At 69.3% G+C, this 13,266-nt stretch carries 15 protein-coding genes and 1 pseudogene; 3 read left to right on the forward strand and 13 right to left on the reverse strand.

What is annotated here, in order from left to right; all coding sequences use genetic code 11:
* On the forward strand, nucleotides 1-197 hold a 197-nt coding region (locus ACFV2X_RS54290; protein WP_385631432.1), incomplete at its 5' end, for a hypothetical protein.
* Between the two features lie 303 nt (nucleotides 198-500).
* On the opposite strand, the gene ACFV2X_RS54295 is transcribed toward ACFV2X_RS54290, so the two are convergent.
* From ACFV2X_RS54295 to ACFV2X_RS54305, 3 genes are all read right to left on the reverse strand, one after another.
* Complete coding sequence (locus tag ACFV2X_RS54295) at nucleotides 501-1,196, reverse strand: TetR/AcrR family transcriptional regulator (protein WP_385631434.1); 696 nt, start codon at nucleotides 1,194-1,196, stop codon at nucleotides 501-503.
* An 8-nt stretch (nucleotides 1,197-1,204) separates the two neighbouring features.
* Nucleotides 1,205-2,086: a shikimate dehydrogenase gene (locus tag ACFV2X_RS54300; protein ID WP_385631437.1), complete on the reverse strand. Its 882-nt coding sequence runs from the start codon at nucleotides 2,084-2,086 to the stop codon at nucleotides 1,205-1,207.
* A gap of 99 nt (nucleotides 2,087-2,185) precedes the next feature.
* Nucleotides 2,186-3,556, reverse strand: a complete 1,371-nt coding sequence (locus ACFV2X_RS54305; protein ID WP_385631439.1) for an MFS transporter — start codon at nucleotides 3,554-3,556, stop codon at nucleotides 2,186-2,188.
* A 472-nt stretch (nucleotides 3,557-4,028) separates the two neighbouring features.
* Between ACFV2X_RS54305 and ACFV2X_RS54310 the strand changes: the two are divergent.
* Nucleotides 4,029-4,259 (forward strand): annotated as a pseudogene (locus ACFV2X_RS54310) (carboxylesterase family protein); the annotation flags it as partial.
* 378 nt (nucleotides 4,260-4,637) lie between these two features.
* Here ACFV2X_RS54310 and ACFV2X_RS54315 read toward each other — a convergent pair.
* From ACFV2X_RS54315 to ACFV2X_RS54355, 9 genes are all read right to left on the reverse strand, one after another.
* Nucleotides 4,638-5,474, reverse strand: coding sequence for a sugar phosphate isomerase/epimerase family protein (locus ACFV2X_RS54315; RefSeq protein WP_385631442.1), 837 nt, complete (start codon nucleotides 5,472-5,474; stop codon nucleotides 4,638-4,640).
* Nucleotides 5,471-6,421: a VOC family protein gene (locus ACFV2X_RS54320; protein ID WP_385631443.1), complete on the reverse strand. Its 951-nt coding sequence runs from the start codon at nucleotides 6,419-6,421 to the stop codon at nucleotides 5,471-5,473. Before ACFV2X_RS54320 ends, ACFV2X_RS54315 begins: the two co-directional genes overlap by 4 nt.
* Entirely contained in the window at nucleotides 6,414-6,821 is a 408-nt protein-coding gene (locus tag ACFV2X_RS54325) for a carboxymuconolactone decarboxylase family protein (protein ID WP_119101047.1), read from the reverse strand. Before ACFV2X_RS54325 ends, ACFV2X_RS54320 begins: the two co-directional genes overlap by 8 nt.
* Nucleotides 6,811-7,032: a tautomerase family protein gene (locus ACFV2X_RS54330; protein ID WP_353595878.1), complete on the reverse strand. Its 222-nt coding sequence runs from the start codon at nucleotides 7,030-7,032 to the stop codon at nucleotides 6,811-6,813. The genes ACFV2X_RS54325 and ACFV2X_RS54330 overlap by 11 nt, the downstream gene beginning before the upstream one ends.
* Complete coding sequence (locus ACFV2X_RS54335) at nucleotides 7,033-7,815, reverse strand: 2-keto-4-pentenoate hydratase (RefSeq protein ID WP_385631446.1); 783 nt, start codon at nucleotides 7,813-7,815, stop codon at nucleotides 7,033-7,035.
* Nucleotides 7,812-8,858 (reverse strand): 4-hydroxy-2-oxovalerate aldolase, encoded by a 1,047-nt coding sequence (gene dmpG / locus ACFV2X_RS54340; protein WP_385631448.1) that lies wholly within the window; start codon nucleotides 8,856-8,858, stop codon nucleotides 7,812-7,814. The genes ACFV2X_RS54335 and dmpG overlap by 4 nt, the downstream gene beginning before the upstream one ends.
* The gene (locus ACFV2X_RS54345) at nucleotides 8,855-9,754 is read right to left on the reverse strand and encodes an acetaldehyde dehydrogenase (acetylating) (protein WP_385631450.1); all 900 of its coding nucleotides are present in this window, start codon (nucleotides 9,752-9,754) and stop codon (nucleotides 8,855-8,857) included. Before ACFV2X_RS54345 ends, dmpG begins: the two co-directional genes overlap by 4 nt.
* Entirely contained in the window at nucleotides 9,751-10,560 is an 810-nt protein-coding gene (locus tag ACFV2X_RS54350) for a 2-keto-4-pentenoate hydratase (protein ID WP_385631452.1), read from the reverse strand. Before ACFV2X_RS54350 ends, ACFV2X_RS54345 begins: the two co-directional genes overlap by 4 nt.
* Before the next feature lie 248 nt (nucleotides 10,561-10,808).
* Nucleotides 10,809-11,594 carry an IclR family transcriptional regulator gene (locus ACFV2X_RS54355; RefSeq protein ID WP_089511991.1) on the reverse strand — a complete coding sequence of 262 codons (786 nt, stop codon included), beginning with the start codon at nucleotides 11,592-11,594 and terminating at the stop codon, nucleotides 10,809-10,811.
* A 325-nt stretch (nucleotides 11,595-11,919) separates the two neighbouring features.
* On the opposite strand from ACFV2X_RS54355, the gene aroQ reads away from it, so the two are divergent.
* Nucleotides 11,920-12,402, forward strand: coding sequence for a type II 3-dehydroquinate dehydratase (aroQ, locus tag ACFV2X_RS54360; protein ID WP_385631454.1), 483 nt, complete (start codon nucleotides 11,920-11,922; stop codon nucleotides 12,400-12,402).
* A gap of 198 nt (nucleotides 12,403-12,600) precedes the next feature.
* Here aroQ and ACFV2X_RS54365 read toward each other — a convergent pair.
* Nucleotides 12,601-13,266: integrase core domain-containing protein (locus ACFV2X_RS54365; RefSeq protein WP_385631457.1), on the reverse strand; the 666-nt coding region annotated here is incomplete at its 5' end.

Genomic DNA, 13,266 nt, shown 5'->3' on the forward strand with positions numbered 1-13,266 from the left:
AGGTAGAGCAGTCGCAGACCCACGATCAGCGATCATGCCCATACTTCGGCGATCGAAAAACCCCAGGTCAACCACCACACGGCAATAAAGACACCTTCACGACCGCAAAGCCCCAAGTCAACCACCATACGGCAATAAAGACACCCTCCAGCCGTGCGATCGCCGAGATCGTCCATCCCTGGCGACGCAGAGCGTGAGCGTCCACGTCTTCCTCCCGCGTGAGCATTCAGGCCCCCGACCAGGCCGAACTGGTAACTCACGCAGGCTCTCCACGACACACCCAGGCCCATTCGACGCCGGGCAACATCACGCGAAAAGACCGAAAAAGGTCACACAAAGGGTGGGGAGATCACCAGAGCAGGTTTGCCCCACGGCTGAGCAGCAGGTGGGGAGATTCAAATAGCCCCATCATCGTAGCCTCGCCCGTGCGGTGGTTACCCGCGCACGCCGAGCCGACGGTGCTGAGCAGGGACGAGTGGCCAACCATGGCAGTGGGGCCCCTACCCGACGGCGGTTTGTTCACCGGTCGTGAGGTAGGCGATGACCATGTCGCCCAGCAGAGTCCGGTAGTGGTCGCGGCGGTCCGGTGCGATGAGGTCTCGTCCGAAGAGGGCACCGAAGGTGTGCCGGTTCGTGATCCGGAAGCAACAGAACGAGCTGATCAACATGTGCAGGTCGACGGCGTCCACCTGGGCGTTGAAGACTCCCTGTTCGCGGCCCGCGCGGAGGATCCGGTCGATGATGGCGATCACCGGGGCGTTGAGCGAACGCAGCGTCGGTGAGGCGGCGATGTGCTCGGCCTGGTGGATGTTCTCGATGCTGACGAGGCGCATGAAGTCCGGGTGCGCCTCGTGGTGGTCGAAGGTGAGACCGGCCAGGCGACGGATCGCGGACACCGGGTCGAGATGTTCGACGCCGAGTTCCTGTTCGCTGTGCCGGATGCTGGCGTACGCCCGCTCCAGCACGGCCGTGAACAGCTGCTCCTTGCTGCCGAAATAGTAGTAGATCATGCGTTTCGTGGTCCGGGTGCGATCGGCGATGTCGTCGATGCGGGCGCCGGAATAGCCGATGCGCGCGAACTCCTCCGTCGCGGCCTCTAGGATCTCGGCCCGGGTCCGTGTGGCGTCACGTGTACGTCTGGCAGCCGGTTGTCCCTTTGTCGGAGTCGGTGACTGCGGGGGGACTGAAGCTGGCATGAGGTTCCTCACCGGGTAGGACTGCCGACGAGTTCGGCGAGGTCATCGAGCATACGATCGATGTGCGGCTCGCAGCCGGTGAACAGCCGGAACGCAACGGCGGCCTGGAAGACGGCCATGCCGCCGCCGTCGAGGGTACGGCAACCGAGGGCCCTTGCCGTGCGCAGCAGTTCGGTCTCCAGCGGGCGGTAGACGACCTCGGCCACCCACAGCCGTGGGTGCAGCAGTTCGGCGGGGAACGGCAGCCCCGGGTGGCCCGCCATCCCGGTGGGGGTGGCGTGGACCAGGCCGTCGGCTCGGGCCAGCTGGGCCGCCAGGTCCGGCAGCGGCGCGGTACTCGCCCGGCCGGGCCCGAAAGTGCGGTGGAGAGCGGTGGCGAGGGCGACCGCGCGGGTCTGGTCGGCGTCCACGAGGACGAGCCGGTCGGCGCCGACGGTGAGCAGCGCGTGGGCGACGGCGGCGCCGGCCCCGCCCGCCCCGAGCTGTACGACCGAACCGGTCGGTACGTCGGGCAGTCCGCGCGCGAAGGACTGGGCGAATCCGGTGCCGTCGGTGTTGTGCCCGATGGCGCGCCCGGCCCGGAAGACGACGGTGTTGACGGCGCCGATATCCGCCGCCTCGGGCGCGAGTTCGTCCAGGTGCTCGATCACGAGTTGTTTGCAGGGGTGGGTGATGTTGAGGCCGTCGAATCCCAGGGTGCGGGCGGACCTCAGCAGTTCGCCCACGGCCGTGGCCGGCAGCGCCAGTTCGTCGATGTCGATGGTGCGGTAGAGCAGGCGCAGGCCGTGCCGGTCCGCTTCCCGTTCGTGCAGGGCGGGGCTGAGCGAGGGGCCGATACCGGCGCCGATCAGCCCTGTCAGATAGGAGGAACTCACGGTGGAGGGGGTCACAGTGATCGCGGGGTTCCTTCCGGCAATGGGAGGTCGGTGCGCCTGCGGCCGTCCGTGCGGAGGCGGAGGGCCGCAGGCGCGGCGGGGACGGGGACAGGGTCAGGCTGCCGCCGACTCGCGCTCGGCGGCCCGGTCCTGGCGCGTGCCCGGCTTCATGCCGAGCTCGGCGGTGGGCACGTTGTAGGTCTCGCGGGCGGTCAGCACGGCGATGGAGCTGACCGCGCACATCGAGGCGGTGAGGATCCCGACGGCGACCCAGTTCTTGCCGTCGGAGCCGGAGAGATCCGCCGCGTAGGTGACGGCGAATCCCGTGATGGCGAAGCCGACCTGGGTGCTGATGGCCATGCCGGACAGGCGGACCCGCGTGTTGAACATCTCCGCGTAGAGGGAGGGCCAGATGCCGTTGGCGGCGCTGTACACCACGCCCATGGTGGCGGCGCCGGCCAGGAAGATCAGCGGGTAGCTCTTCGAGGTCACCGCCCCCAGGTAGACGAAGATCATGACGGCGCTGCCGACGGAACCGATGAGGAAGACGGGCTTGCGGCCGATGCGGTCGGAGAGCTTGGCCCACAGCGGGATCGCGATCAGGGCCACCAGGTTGGCGACGACGTTGACCCACAGCATGGTGGTGCGGTCGAGGCCGACGGCGCCGGTGGAGTAGGACAGCACCCAGACTGCGCCGATCGTGCTCACCGCCGCGATGAGCGCCGCCGAAGCCACCCGCAGCATGTCGGCCCAGTGGCCCCGGAGGAGTTCGACCACCGGCAGCTTGGCCACCTCGGCGTGTTCTGAGATCTGCTCGAAGGCCGGTGCCTCCTGCAGGGTGCGCCGGATGAGGTACGCGGTCAGGGTCACGAGCGCGCTCAGCAGGAACGGGACGCGCCAGCCCCAGGTGAGCAACTGCTTCTCCGGGAGGGAGGCGATCGGGATGAAGATCAGGGTGGAGATGATCAGGCCGAACTGAGTCCCGTTGAGGGTGAAGCTGGTGAAGTAGCCGCGTTGGTTCTCCGGCGCGTGTTCCAGCGTCAGGGAACTGGCGCTGGACTGCTCGCCAGCCGCGGACAGCCCCTGGAGGAAGCGCAGCACCACGAGCAGGACCGGGGCCAGCGTGCCGACCTGGCCGTAGGTGGGGAGGCAGCCGATCAGGAAGGTCGACAGGCCCATCAGGAAGAGGGTGAAGACCATGATCTTCCTGCGGCCGATCCGGTCCCCGAAGTGCCCGAGGAAGACGGCGCCGATGGGGCGGGCCGCGTAGGCCACACCGAAGGTCGCCATCGAGATCAGCGTCGCGGTGGCCGGGTCGTCCGGGTTGAAGAAGACCCTGGGGAAGACGAGCGCGGCGGCGCTGCCGTAGATGAAGAAGTCGTAGTACTCCAGGGCGCTGCCGATCCAAGCGGCGAAGGCCGCTTTTCGGTGCCCACTGGGTGGAGTCTTCGATTCCGAGGCGTTATCGAGCGAACGAGCGGTCACGTGTGCTCCTCTTCGCGTACCGCGAGGGCTCCTGTTGCGGGAACGCCCGGGCGAGCGGGGCAGGGGGACGATCGCGGCGGACGACGTCACAACTCGCGTACGGGGATGCCGTGTCGAGCGGACTTGCCGGATGACTGACGGGGATGGCAGTCAATTAACGTACTAGGAAGTTAATAGAGGACTATGGGGTCGCTTCCGGCCAGCGTCAAGACATCCGGCCGAAATTTATTCGTCACACTTCACCTCTTGCGTCGGAGGTGTCTCGCTGCTGGACCTAACGAACAAGTGAGCACATTGCCCGGCCTCGAAGAGGTGGGCGCCCGTGCCGGTGATGCAGGTGGAGACCCTGATGAGGCCCGTCAGAGTCGCTCCTGGAAGGGCATCCTCCACGCCTCGCCGCCCATCGAGGAGTTGAGCTTCCGGCCTCCGACTCCTGTCAGGCCCGGGACAGCGGTCGGGGACGCCGCGCGCTTTGGTCTCCAGGCGGTCCAGCTCACCCCCGGCCTTCCACGCCGCCGGCCAGGACGCCGAAGGCGAGGAGGACTGCCTCACCCTCAAGGTCCGGGCCCCGGCGGAGCCGACAGCGCCCACGCCGGTGCTGTTCTGGTTCTACGGCGGCGCGTTACCGCACGGCAGCGGCAGTCTCTATGACGGCGCATGGCTGCCCGAGGTGTGCGACGCGGCCGTGGTGACCGTCAACTACCGGCTCGACCCGCCCGCCTTCGACAACCTGGCCGGCCTGCCGCCCGCCACACCCATGAGCCCAGCCGACCTCGCCGTCACCGCTACGCTGCACCGAGCGGCGCCTTCCTGCACACCGGCGCTCCCGCGGGCTCCCCGACAGCCGCGACCGGCCCCGCTGCGAGCCACGGGACCGCGCCACGGTGATCCTGGACGACCAGGCCCCGGGTCGTATACGACCCCCGTCGCGAATGCCGCCTCCTCTCCTGGACCACGTCCTGAGCCTCGTGCAGATCACCCAGCGTCCTTATTCGTGATGCGAGGACGGACGAACAGCCCCGGGTCACCGACCTGGGGCTTCACTCGGCCGTGCGCAGGGCCGATCGTGGCCGTGCCGGGTTCAGTGTGCGGGAAGCGCCTCCAGGGCCTTGGACGCCGTTGTGAAGGCATGGGCTGCCATCCCCTCGACCGGGAGGTCCCGGTAGCCGGGGTAGTTGACCTCGACGCAGTACGGGCCGCGGAAGCCGCGTTCGTGCAGGCCCAGCAACAGGCCCGCGATGTCCAGCTCGCCGTCGCCCGGCAGCAGCCGGCCCTGCCGTGCCTCGGTGAGGAAGTCGCCGTCCACGACGCAGCCGTCGTTGAGCTGGACGGCCACGATCCGGTCGGGCGGCAGACCGTCGAGGTCGGCCAGGCTGGAGCGGGTGTTGTAGAAGTGCCAGACGTCGATCATCAGCCCGGCGTTGGCGGCGCCCGAGGCCTCCACCACCGCGCGGGCGGTGGCCAGGTCCTTCATGCCCGACCAGGGGAACGCCTCGACCGCGACGCGCAGCCCGTAAGCGGCGACGCCGTCGCAGATCGTACGGAGCCGCGCGCCCGCGGCGTCGATGTCGAGCTCGTCCGCGGTGAACTCGCCCGCTGTGACGTGATGCGGCCGGAACGCCTCGCCGAGCGCGCCGACAGCGGCGACAGTGTCGGCGTCACCGGCGCCGGCCGCGGCCCAGCCGCTCAGGAACTCGATCTCGTTCAGAGCGAGTCCGTGCGTACCGAGCACTGCGCGCAGGGACGCGTCGCTCGCCCCGTCGGCCCGCATCAGCCGGTAGTCGTCGGTGTGCAGGCCGATGCCGGTGAAACCCGCGGCGGCGGCCGCGCGGCAGCGTTCCGCGAACGGCACCCGGGCGGGCTGGGCGAAGCCCGCACCGGACAGGGTCACGAAACTCGCGGTCAGCTCCCGGTTCATGGCAGGACCGGGGTGGCGTGGGAGTGGAAACTCGCAGGCACCTCCAGACCCCAGGCGGTGGAGCGACCCTGGCCCTCGGTGGTCCAGGTGACCGGCTCCCAGTCGGGGGCGAAGATGTGGAAGCCGCCGGAGAACACCTCGATCCGGTTGCCGCCGGGCTCCAGGACGTAGAGGAAGAAGCCCTGGGTGCGGGAGTGCTTGGCGGGGCCGAACTCGATCTCGACACCCAGTTCGCAGAAGATGTCGGCGGCGCGGAGCACGTCCTCGCGGTTCTCGACGGCGTAGGCGAGGTGGTGCAGCCGCCCGGTGACGCCGGGCACCGGTTCGCGTGTGATGGCGAGGTCGTGGGCCTTGTTCATGAGGCTGAGCCAGGCGCCCACCTCGGGCTGGCCGGGCGGGATCAGGTGCTCGCGGAGCTTGAAGCCGAGGGCCTCGCACATGACCTCGCGCGTGCCCGGTACGTCGTTCGCGAGGACGTTGATGTGGTCGATGCGTGCCGCGCCCACGCCCCTGGTGACGGAGGACTGCGGCTGGTTGGGCAGGTAGGATGCCTTGCCCGCCGGGGCGCGGTACTTCTCGGTCTCGAAGTAGAGCTCCATGCGCTGGCCGCTCGGGGCGATGAAGGAGTACGCCTTCCCGTGCCCGAAGTCCCCGTCGATCCACTCCCCCTCGACGCCGCGTTCCTCCAGGACGGCGACCCGGCGGGTCAGGGCCTGCGGGCTCACTGCGCGCCAGGCGACATGACCGAGGCCGGCCCGGTCGGCGGCGGTCAGTTTCAGGGTTGTCAGGTCGTGGTCGCCCCAGGCGCGCAGATAGGCGCTGCCACCGGACTCGTGCACCAGGTCGAGGCCGTAGACCTCGGTGAAGAAGGCCAGGCTCCGGTCGTACACAGGGGTCAGCAGTTCGGCGTGCCCGAGGTGGGCCAGTTCGTAGAGCGGCTCAGTCACGCTCGTTCTCCTTCGCTTTCTTCTCCAGCTCCGCGATGTCGGCCAGCACCTGGGGGCCGCGGTTGATCGCGGAGAACCCGGTGAACAGGAACGCCAGATCGATGACGGCGCGCAGCTCGTCCCAGCTGGCACCGGCCCGTAGCGCGGCGAGGCCGTGCAGTTTGGCGGCGTCGCTGAGTTTGGCGTGCAGGATGCCGAAGAGCACCAGCTGGACCGTCTTCTGGTCCAGCGTCTCCGGATACATGATCATGTTGCGCAGTCGTTCCTGCGCCAACAGCAGTTCCGGGTTGTCCTTCTCTGACGCCTCGAAACGGGAGGCCACGCGTGGGGGGACGAAGCCCAGCATCCGCTCGTACGTCGCCCGGAAGTCGTCGACGCTCTCGGGGCGCTCATCGCTCATGGGATGCCTCCTGTTCGGCCTGTTCGGCCTGTTCGGCCTTGGTGATGTCGCCCGCCGCCCAGTGCTCCGGCGGGATCTCGCGCACGAGGACCCGGATGGCCCCGTCGGGTGCGTCCAGGGAGTCCCGCACGGCGGCGTGCACCTGGTGGATGAGGTCGCGGACCATCGAAGGAGGGCGTCCGGCGACGATGCTGATCTCTACGAGTGGCATTCAGGCTCCGACCACTCGCAGGGTGCCGAGGTGGGTGAACTCGGCGCTGATCTCCCGCCCGGGCTCTACGAACACGGCGTCGGTGAGGCCGCCGGTGAGCACGATCCAGCCGGGCTCGATGGCGATGCCGCGCTCGCCGAGGGAGTTCGCCGCCAGCGCGAGTGCCTCGGCGGGGTGGCCCTGCACGGCGGCGCCGGTCGCGGAGTCGGTGATTTCGCCGTTGATGCCGAGCAGGCAGCCCTCCAGCGCGAGGTCGAGACCCTCTGGCGGCAGGCTGGTGCCGCTGACGACGAAGCGGGAGGACGAGGCGTTGTCGGCGACCACGTCGGGGAGGGCGAACTTGAAGTCGGTGAAGCGGCTGTCGATGACCTCGAAGCCCGCGTGCACGCTGCGGACGGCGGCGAGCGCGGTCGCGGCGGTGACCCCGGGCCCGGCCAGCCGCTCCCCCATGACGAAGACGATCTCGGGCTCGACGCGCGGGTGGATGAGTTCGTCCATCGGCACCGGGACGCCCTCCGGGAGCACCATCGCGTCGGTGAGCCAGGCGGTGAGCGGGGAGTCGATGCCCATCCGCTGCTGCTTGGCACGCGAGGTGAGGCCCAGCTTGACGCCGACGACCTTCTCGCCGGAGTCGACCTTGCGCTGCAGCAGCGCGTCCTGCACCTGGTAGGCCGTCGGCAGGTCGAGGCCGGGCCATTCGTCGGTGATCCGGCCGCCGTCCCTGCGGTCGGCCTCGCGGCCGAGCAGCTCCGTGACGGCGCGGTCGATGGTCCAGTCGCTCATGCGGGTACGCCTTCCGAGGTCGTGGCGCGGGTGGAGAGGTCGATCGCCACGTCGATGATCATGTCTTCCTGGCCGCCGACGTACCCGGCCTCGCCGACCGCGCGCAGGATGGCGTGCGCGGGTACTCCGTAACGGTCGGCGGCGCGCTGCGCGTGCAGCAGGAACGAGGAGTAGACGCCGTGCCTGCCCTGCTCGATGGCTGGGCGGTCCGCGATGGGCAGCCGGGGAATCAGCGGGGTGAGCACCTCGTGCGCGGCGCGCAGTACGCCGTCCACGTCGAGGCCGATCGGGACCCGCATCCGTTCGAAGACGGTGGCAAGGAGTTCGGTGGGCGAATTGCCGGCGCCCGCGCCCAGCGCGCACAGGCTGCCGTCGATCTGGCGGGCGCCCGCCTCGTACGCGGCGAGCGAGTTCGCGACGCCGAGCGAGAGGTTCTGGTGACCGTGGAACCCGATCTGGGCGTCGTCGCCGAGCTCGGCGGCCAGCGCCGATACGCGGTCGGTGACGTCGGTGGGCAGCAGCCAGCCCGCGGAGTCGACGACGTACACGCACTGGCACCCCGCGTCGGCCATGATCCTGGCCTGCTTCGCCAGTGCCTCGGGACCGACCCGGTGCGAGAGCATCAGGAACCCGACGGTCTCCATGCCCAGTTCGCGCGCGGCCCCGAAGTGCTGGATCGAGACGTCCGCTTCGGTGCAGTGGGTCGCCACCCGTACGATCCTGGCGCCCGCGTCGTGGGCCCGGCGCAGGTCGTCGACGGTGCCGAGGCCGGGCAGTAGCAGGACGGCGATGCGGGCCCGGCGGGCTTCGGCGACGGCCGCCTTGACGAGTTCGATCTCGTCGGTGTGCGAGAAACCGTAGTTGAAGGAGGACCCGGCGAGGCCGTCGCCGTGGGTGACCTCGATGACGGTGACGCCCGCGTCGTCCAGGGCGCGGGTCACGGCCCGTACCTGGTCGACGGTGAACTGGTGGGCCACGGCGTGGCTGCCGTCGCGCAACGTGGTGTCGGTGATGCGTACGGCCGGTCGGGGGTCCGCGGTCATCGGGTCACCGCCTTGTCTCGCTGGCTGATTATTTCGCCGACGCGGACTGCGGCGGCGGTCATGATGTCGAGGTTGCCTGCCCACGGGGGCAGGTAGTCGCCGTTGCCGCGGACCTCGAGGAAGACCGCGACTCGGGCCTGCCCCTGCCATCCGGGGCGCGGGTCGTCGAACTGCGGCTCGGAGCGCATCTGGTAGCCGGGTACGTAGACCCGTACCTCCTCGACCATCCGGTGGATGGACTCGGTGACGGCTTCGCGGTCGGCGTCGGCGGGGATGGCGCAGTACACCGTGTCGCGCATGATCATCGGGGGATCGACAGGGTTGAGGATGATGATCGCCTTGCCGCGTGCGGCGCCGCCGACGGTCTCGATCGCGTGGGAGGTGGTCTCGGTGAACTCGTCGATGTTGGCGCGGGTACCGGGGCCGGCCGAGCGGGAGGCGATCGAGGCGACGATCTCGGCATACGTCACGGGCACGACTCGGGAGACGGCGGCCACGATGGGGATGGTGGCCTGGCCGCCGCAGGTGATCATGTTGACGTTCGGTGCCGCCCCGTGCTCGGTGAGGTTGACCACCGGGCAGACGAAGGGACCGGTCGCGGCGGGGGTCAGGTCGATGGCGGTGATCCCGGCCTCGGCGTAGCGGGCGGCGTTGGCCAGATGTGCCTTGGCGGATGTGGCCTCGAAGACCAGATCGGGCAGCTCCGGCCGGCTGAGCAGCCAGTCCACGCCTCCGGCGCTGGCTTCGACGCCGAGCTTCCCGGCACGGGCCAGGCCGTCGGAGGCGGGGTCGACCCCGACCATGTACCGGACGTCGATGTGCTCGTTGCGCAGCAACTTGACCATCAGGTCCGTGCCGATGTTGCCCGGCCCGACGATGGCGGCGGTGGCGGTCATGCGTCCTCCCCCTGCTTGGTGGTGTGACCGAATCGCGCGGTGACGGTGCCCAGCCCGCCGAAGGCCGCGGTCACGGAGTCACCGGCGGCCACCGGCACGGCGGCGCAGACAGAGCCGGGCAGGATGACATGGCCCGGCTCCAGGGTGACGCCGAGTCGGCCCACCGTATTGGCCAGCCACACCAGGGCGTTCAGCGGCGAGCCGAGTACGGCGCCGCCGGCTCCGGTGCCGACGACCTCGCCGCGGCGGGTCAGCACGCAGCCGGACAGCCGCAGATCGACCGCTCCCACAGGGACGGGGCGGCTGCCGAGCACCACGCCGCCCGCCGACGCGTTGTCCGCAACCGTGTCGATCAAGCCGATCTTCCAGTCCCGGATCCGGGAGTCGATGATCTCCAGGGCTGGGAGAACGTAGTCGACCGCCGACAGCGCGTGCGCGGCGTTCACCCCCGGGCCGGTCAGCGGCCGCTTGAGGACGAAGGCGATCTCCGGTTCGACCTTGGGGCTGATGAACTCGGCCAGTCCGATCGGCAGGCCCTCCAGATGGAACATGGACTCCATCAGGTGCCCGTAGTCGGGCTGGTCGACGCCGAGCTGGCGCTGCATGGCCGCCGAGGTGAGCCCGACCTTGTGTCCTTGGACGTGCTGCCCGTCCTCGGTCCAGGTGCGCACCTGCTCGAGCTGGACCGCGTAGGCGTCCTCGACGGTAAGCCCGGGGCGGGTCCGGCTGACCGGGTCGATCGGCTCGCGGGCGCGCCGTGCGGCGAGCAGTTCCTTGGCGACCACGAGGTGCGTGGCTTTGTCCATCTGCGGCTCTTTCCTCAAATGATGGGCGGTCCCCTGGCAGCATGTTGCGGCGGGTCTCACCCGGCAACCCAAGTGATCCGCTGAGCGGATCAAGATCGATTCCTTTTCGACGCACACTTGTTCCGCTCAGCGGATCATCCGACTTGCCCGCTCTTCATCCCGAGAGGACAATCCTCCCGTAACGTGACGCCCCACGGACCGGACGCTACGAAGGGAACGCCATCAGCGGACACCCCATGGGAGCCTGTTCAGCTCTCGCTCATGGAGGGGCTCGGGCCCCGCAACTCACGGCTCACGGCCAGCCCCGCCGTGCGCACGGCGGGAGCCACCCGGCGCAGGTTCAGCCTCCCGCTCCAGCCCGAGATGGACATCGCCGCGACGGGCCGGCTGTCGGCCCCGAGGATCGCGGTCGCGACACACCCCACCCCGGGGCCGGTCTCCTCGTTCTCGTACGCGACTCCCGCTCCCCGGATCCGTTCCAGCTCACGCAGGAACAGGCCGGGCGCGGTGATGGTGCGCGGGCCCACCGGCGCAAGCCCATGAGCGCAGACCGCGTCGACTGTCTCCGCCTCACCGAAGGCGAGCAGTACCTTGCCCACGGCCGCGGCATGCGCGGGCAGTCGGCCGCCCACCCGCGACCCCATCCTCGGGGCGTCCTTGCTCCGCAGGATCTCGACGTAGACCACCTCGGTGCCGTCCAGCACGGCCAGATGCACCGTCTGCCGGGTCGCTTCGCGCAGATCGGCCATGTACGGCAGGGCGATCGCCCGCAGATTGCGGTGCCGGGACGCCAGCTCGCCGTACTCGAACAGGCGCGTTCCCATGTGCAGGAGCGCGCCGTCGTTCTCGTCACGCTCCAGGAACCCGTATCCGACGAGGTCGCGCACCAGGCGGGAGGTCGTGGACTTCGGCAGTCCGGCCCGGCGGGCGATCTCCGACACCCGCAGCTCGGCGTGAAGCGCGTCGAAAGCCCCGAGCACGGCAGCTACCCGCGCGACACCGGAGTCAGGAATGTTCCGTTCAGCGGGACACATCGATGAAGCATGACGGGGGAACCGGACAGCGTGCAAGTGTCTGCGTCGGCCTCGTCAGCGCAGGTAAGGACATCGCCGGCGCGCGACGCAGGTCAACCACCGGGCAGGAGGGCGGCCGTGTGGACCGCGGTGCGGCCCGGGGGCGCAGGCCACGGGCCGCGGTCGCTCGGAGCAGCCGGGCCTGTGTGCGTTTCGGACAGGCAAGGCATTCGAGTTCGTCACGGACCGCCTGGCCGGCACGAGCGGATGTCCCCACCACCTGTCACGGCTGCTCCTGCTCACGCACCGGGATCCCCCTACCCACCCGACCCGCATGCCCGCACCGATGAAAGAGCTGCACATGTTCGACGCCACCACCGAGAACGCCCCCGGGCGGACCATCCTGTTCCTCAACGGCCCCAACCTCAATCTGCTCGGCGTGCGCGAGCCCGACAAGTACGGTTCCACCACGCTGCGCGAGGTCGAGGAGACGGTGGCCAAGACTCTGTCCGCACACGGCCTGACCGCACGCTTCGTTCAGAGCAACCACGAAGGCGTGCTGGTCGACGCGATTCATGCCGCGCGCACCGAATGCGGCGCGATCGTCATCAACCCCGCCGCATTCACACACACCTCCGTCGCACTCCGAGACGCGATCGCCGCCGCCGCTCTGCCGACCATCGAACTCCACATCACCAACGTCCATAAGCGCGAGGAATTCAGGCACCACTCCTACATCTCGGCGGTCGCCGACGCCGTGATCGTCGGCGCCGGCACACACGGATACATCCTGGCCGCGCTGCACGTCGCGCATCTTCTCCTCGGCTGACTCACGCCCTTGTACATACCGGAAAGGTCATCCGCGCCGGTCGACTGACTGGCAAGCCTGGAGCGCACGAGCGCCACTCGCGCTGGCGCTCTCGAAGTCCGGTCTGATCAGCGAGGCTCGCGAGAGTTGTCTGAGCTCTTTCGACACTGCGGGTGCCGATAAATCATCCTGTGCCGCTCGAAAAGTCATCGCTGCATGTCATGCTGCATATCTGTACTCGTTGATGAGGCCGCCGAGGGTCGGGGTGCGCAGGACTTTGCCGGTGCTGAGGCCATGCGCCGCGGCGGGTTGTTCGTGGGCGTCGGGTGGTAGCTGGTTGCGGGCCTGGTGGGGTCGGTGTTCGTTGTAGTGCCGCTCGTAGGCCGCGAGGACGTGGCGGGCGTGGGCCTCGTTCATGATGAGGACGTGGTCGAGGGCTTCGCGCCGGATGCTGCCGATGATGCGTTCGCAGTGCGCATTCATGCGGGGAGCCTGTGGCGCACTGTTGAGGACCTCCATGTCCTCGGCCTGGAAGACGGCGTCGAAGGCCTCGCCGTACTTGCCATCGCGGTCGCGTAACAAGAAGCGCAGGGTCTCGATGCGTGTGCCCGGGTCGGCGGTGAGATTCCGCGCTTGCTGCACCGCCCAGTCGCGGGTCGGGCGGGCGGTGACCCCGGTGATGTGCAGCCGCCGGGTGCCGTGCTCGAGGAACACCAGCGCGTACAGCCGCCTGCCGAGGGCTGTGTCGATGTGGAAGAAGTCTGCCGCGATGATGCCCTCAGCCTGCGCGGTCAGGAACTCGCGCCAGGTGGGGCCTGAGCGACGTGGCGCGGGGTCGATGCCGGCCGCGTTGAGGATCTCCCACACCGTCGAGGCGGCGATCCG

The sequence above is a fragment of the Streptomyces sp. NPDC059679 genome (genome assembly GCF_042734105.1).
Classification (GTDB): domain Bacteria; phylum Actinomycetota; class Actinomycetes; order Streptomycetales; family Streptomycetaceae; genus Streptomyces.

Coding starts and splice junctions, on each gene's coding strand:
- ACFV2X_RS54315 (WP_385631442.1), bottom strand. CDS start 5,474: ATGAACCGGGAGCTGACCGCGAGTTTCGTGACCCTGTCCGGTGCGGGC.
- ACFV2X_RS54355 (WP_089511991.1), bottom strand. CDS start 11,594: ATGTGTCCCGCTGAACGGAACATTCCTGACTCCGGTGTCGCGCGGGTA.
- ACFV2X_RS54350 (WP_385631452.1), bottom strand. CDS start 10,560: ATGGACAAAGCCACGCACCTCGTGGTCGCCAAGGAACTGCTCGCCGCA.
- ACFV2X_RS54330 (WP_353595878.1), bottom strand. CDS start 7,032: ATGCCACTCGTAGAGATCAGCATCGTCGCCGGACGCCCTCCTTCGATG.
- aroQ (WP_385631454.1), top strand. CDS start 11,920: ATGAAAGAGCTGCACATGTTCGACGCCACCACCGAGAACGCCCCCGGG.
- dmpG (WP_385631448.1), bottom strand. CDS start 8,858: ATGACCGCGGACCCCCGACCGGCCGTACGCATCACCGACACCACGTTG.
- ACFV2X_RS54295 (WP_385631434.1), bottom strand. CDS start 1,196: ATGCCAGCTTCAGTCCCCCCGCAGTCACCGACTCCGACAAAGGGACAA.
- ACFV2X_RS54325 (WP_119101047.1), bottom strand. CDS start 6,821: ATGAGCGATGAGCGCCCCGAGAGCGTCGACGACTTCCGGGCGACGTAC.
- ACFV2X_RS54335 (WP_385631446.1), bottom strand. CDS start 7,815: ATGAGCGACTGGACCATCGACCGCGCCGTCACGGAGCTGCTCGGCCGC.
- ACFV2X_RS54345 (WP_385631450.1), bottom strand. CDS start 9,754: ATGACCGCCACCGCCGCCATCGTCGGGCCGGGCAACATCGGCACGGAC.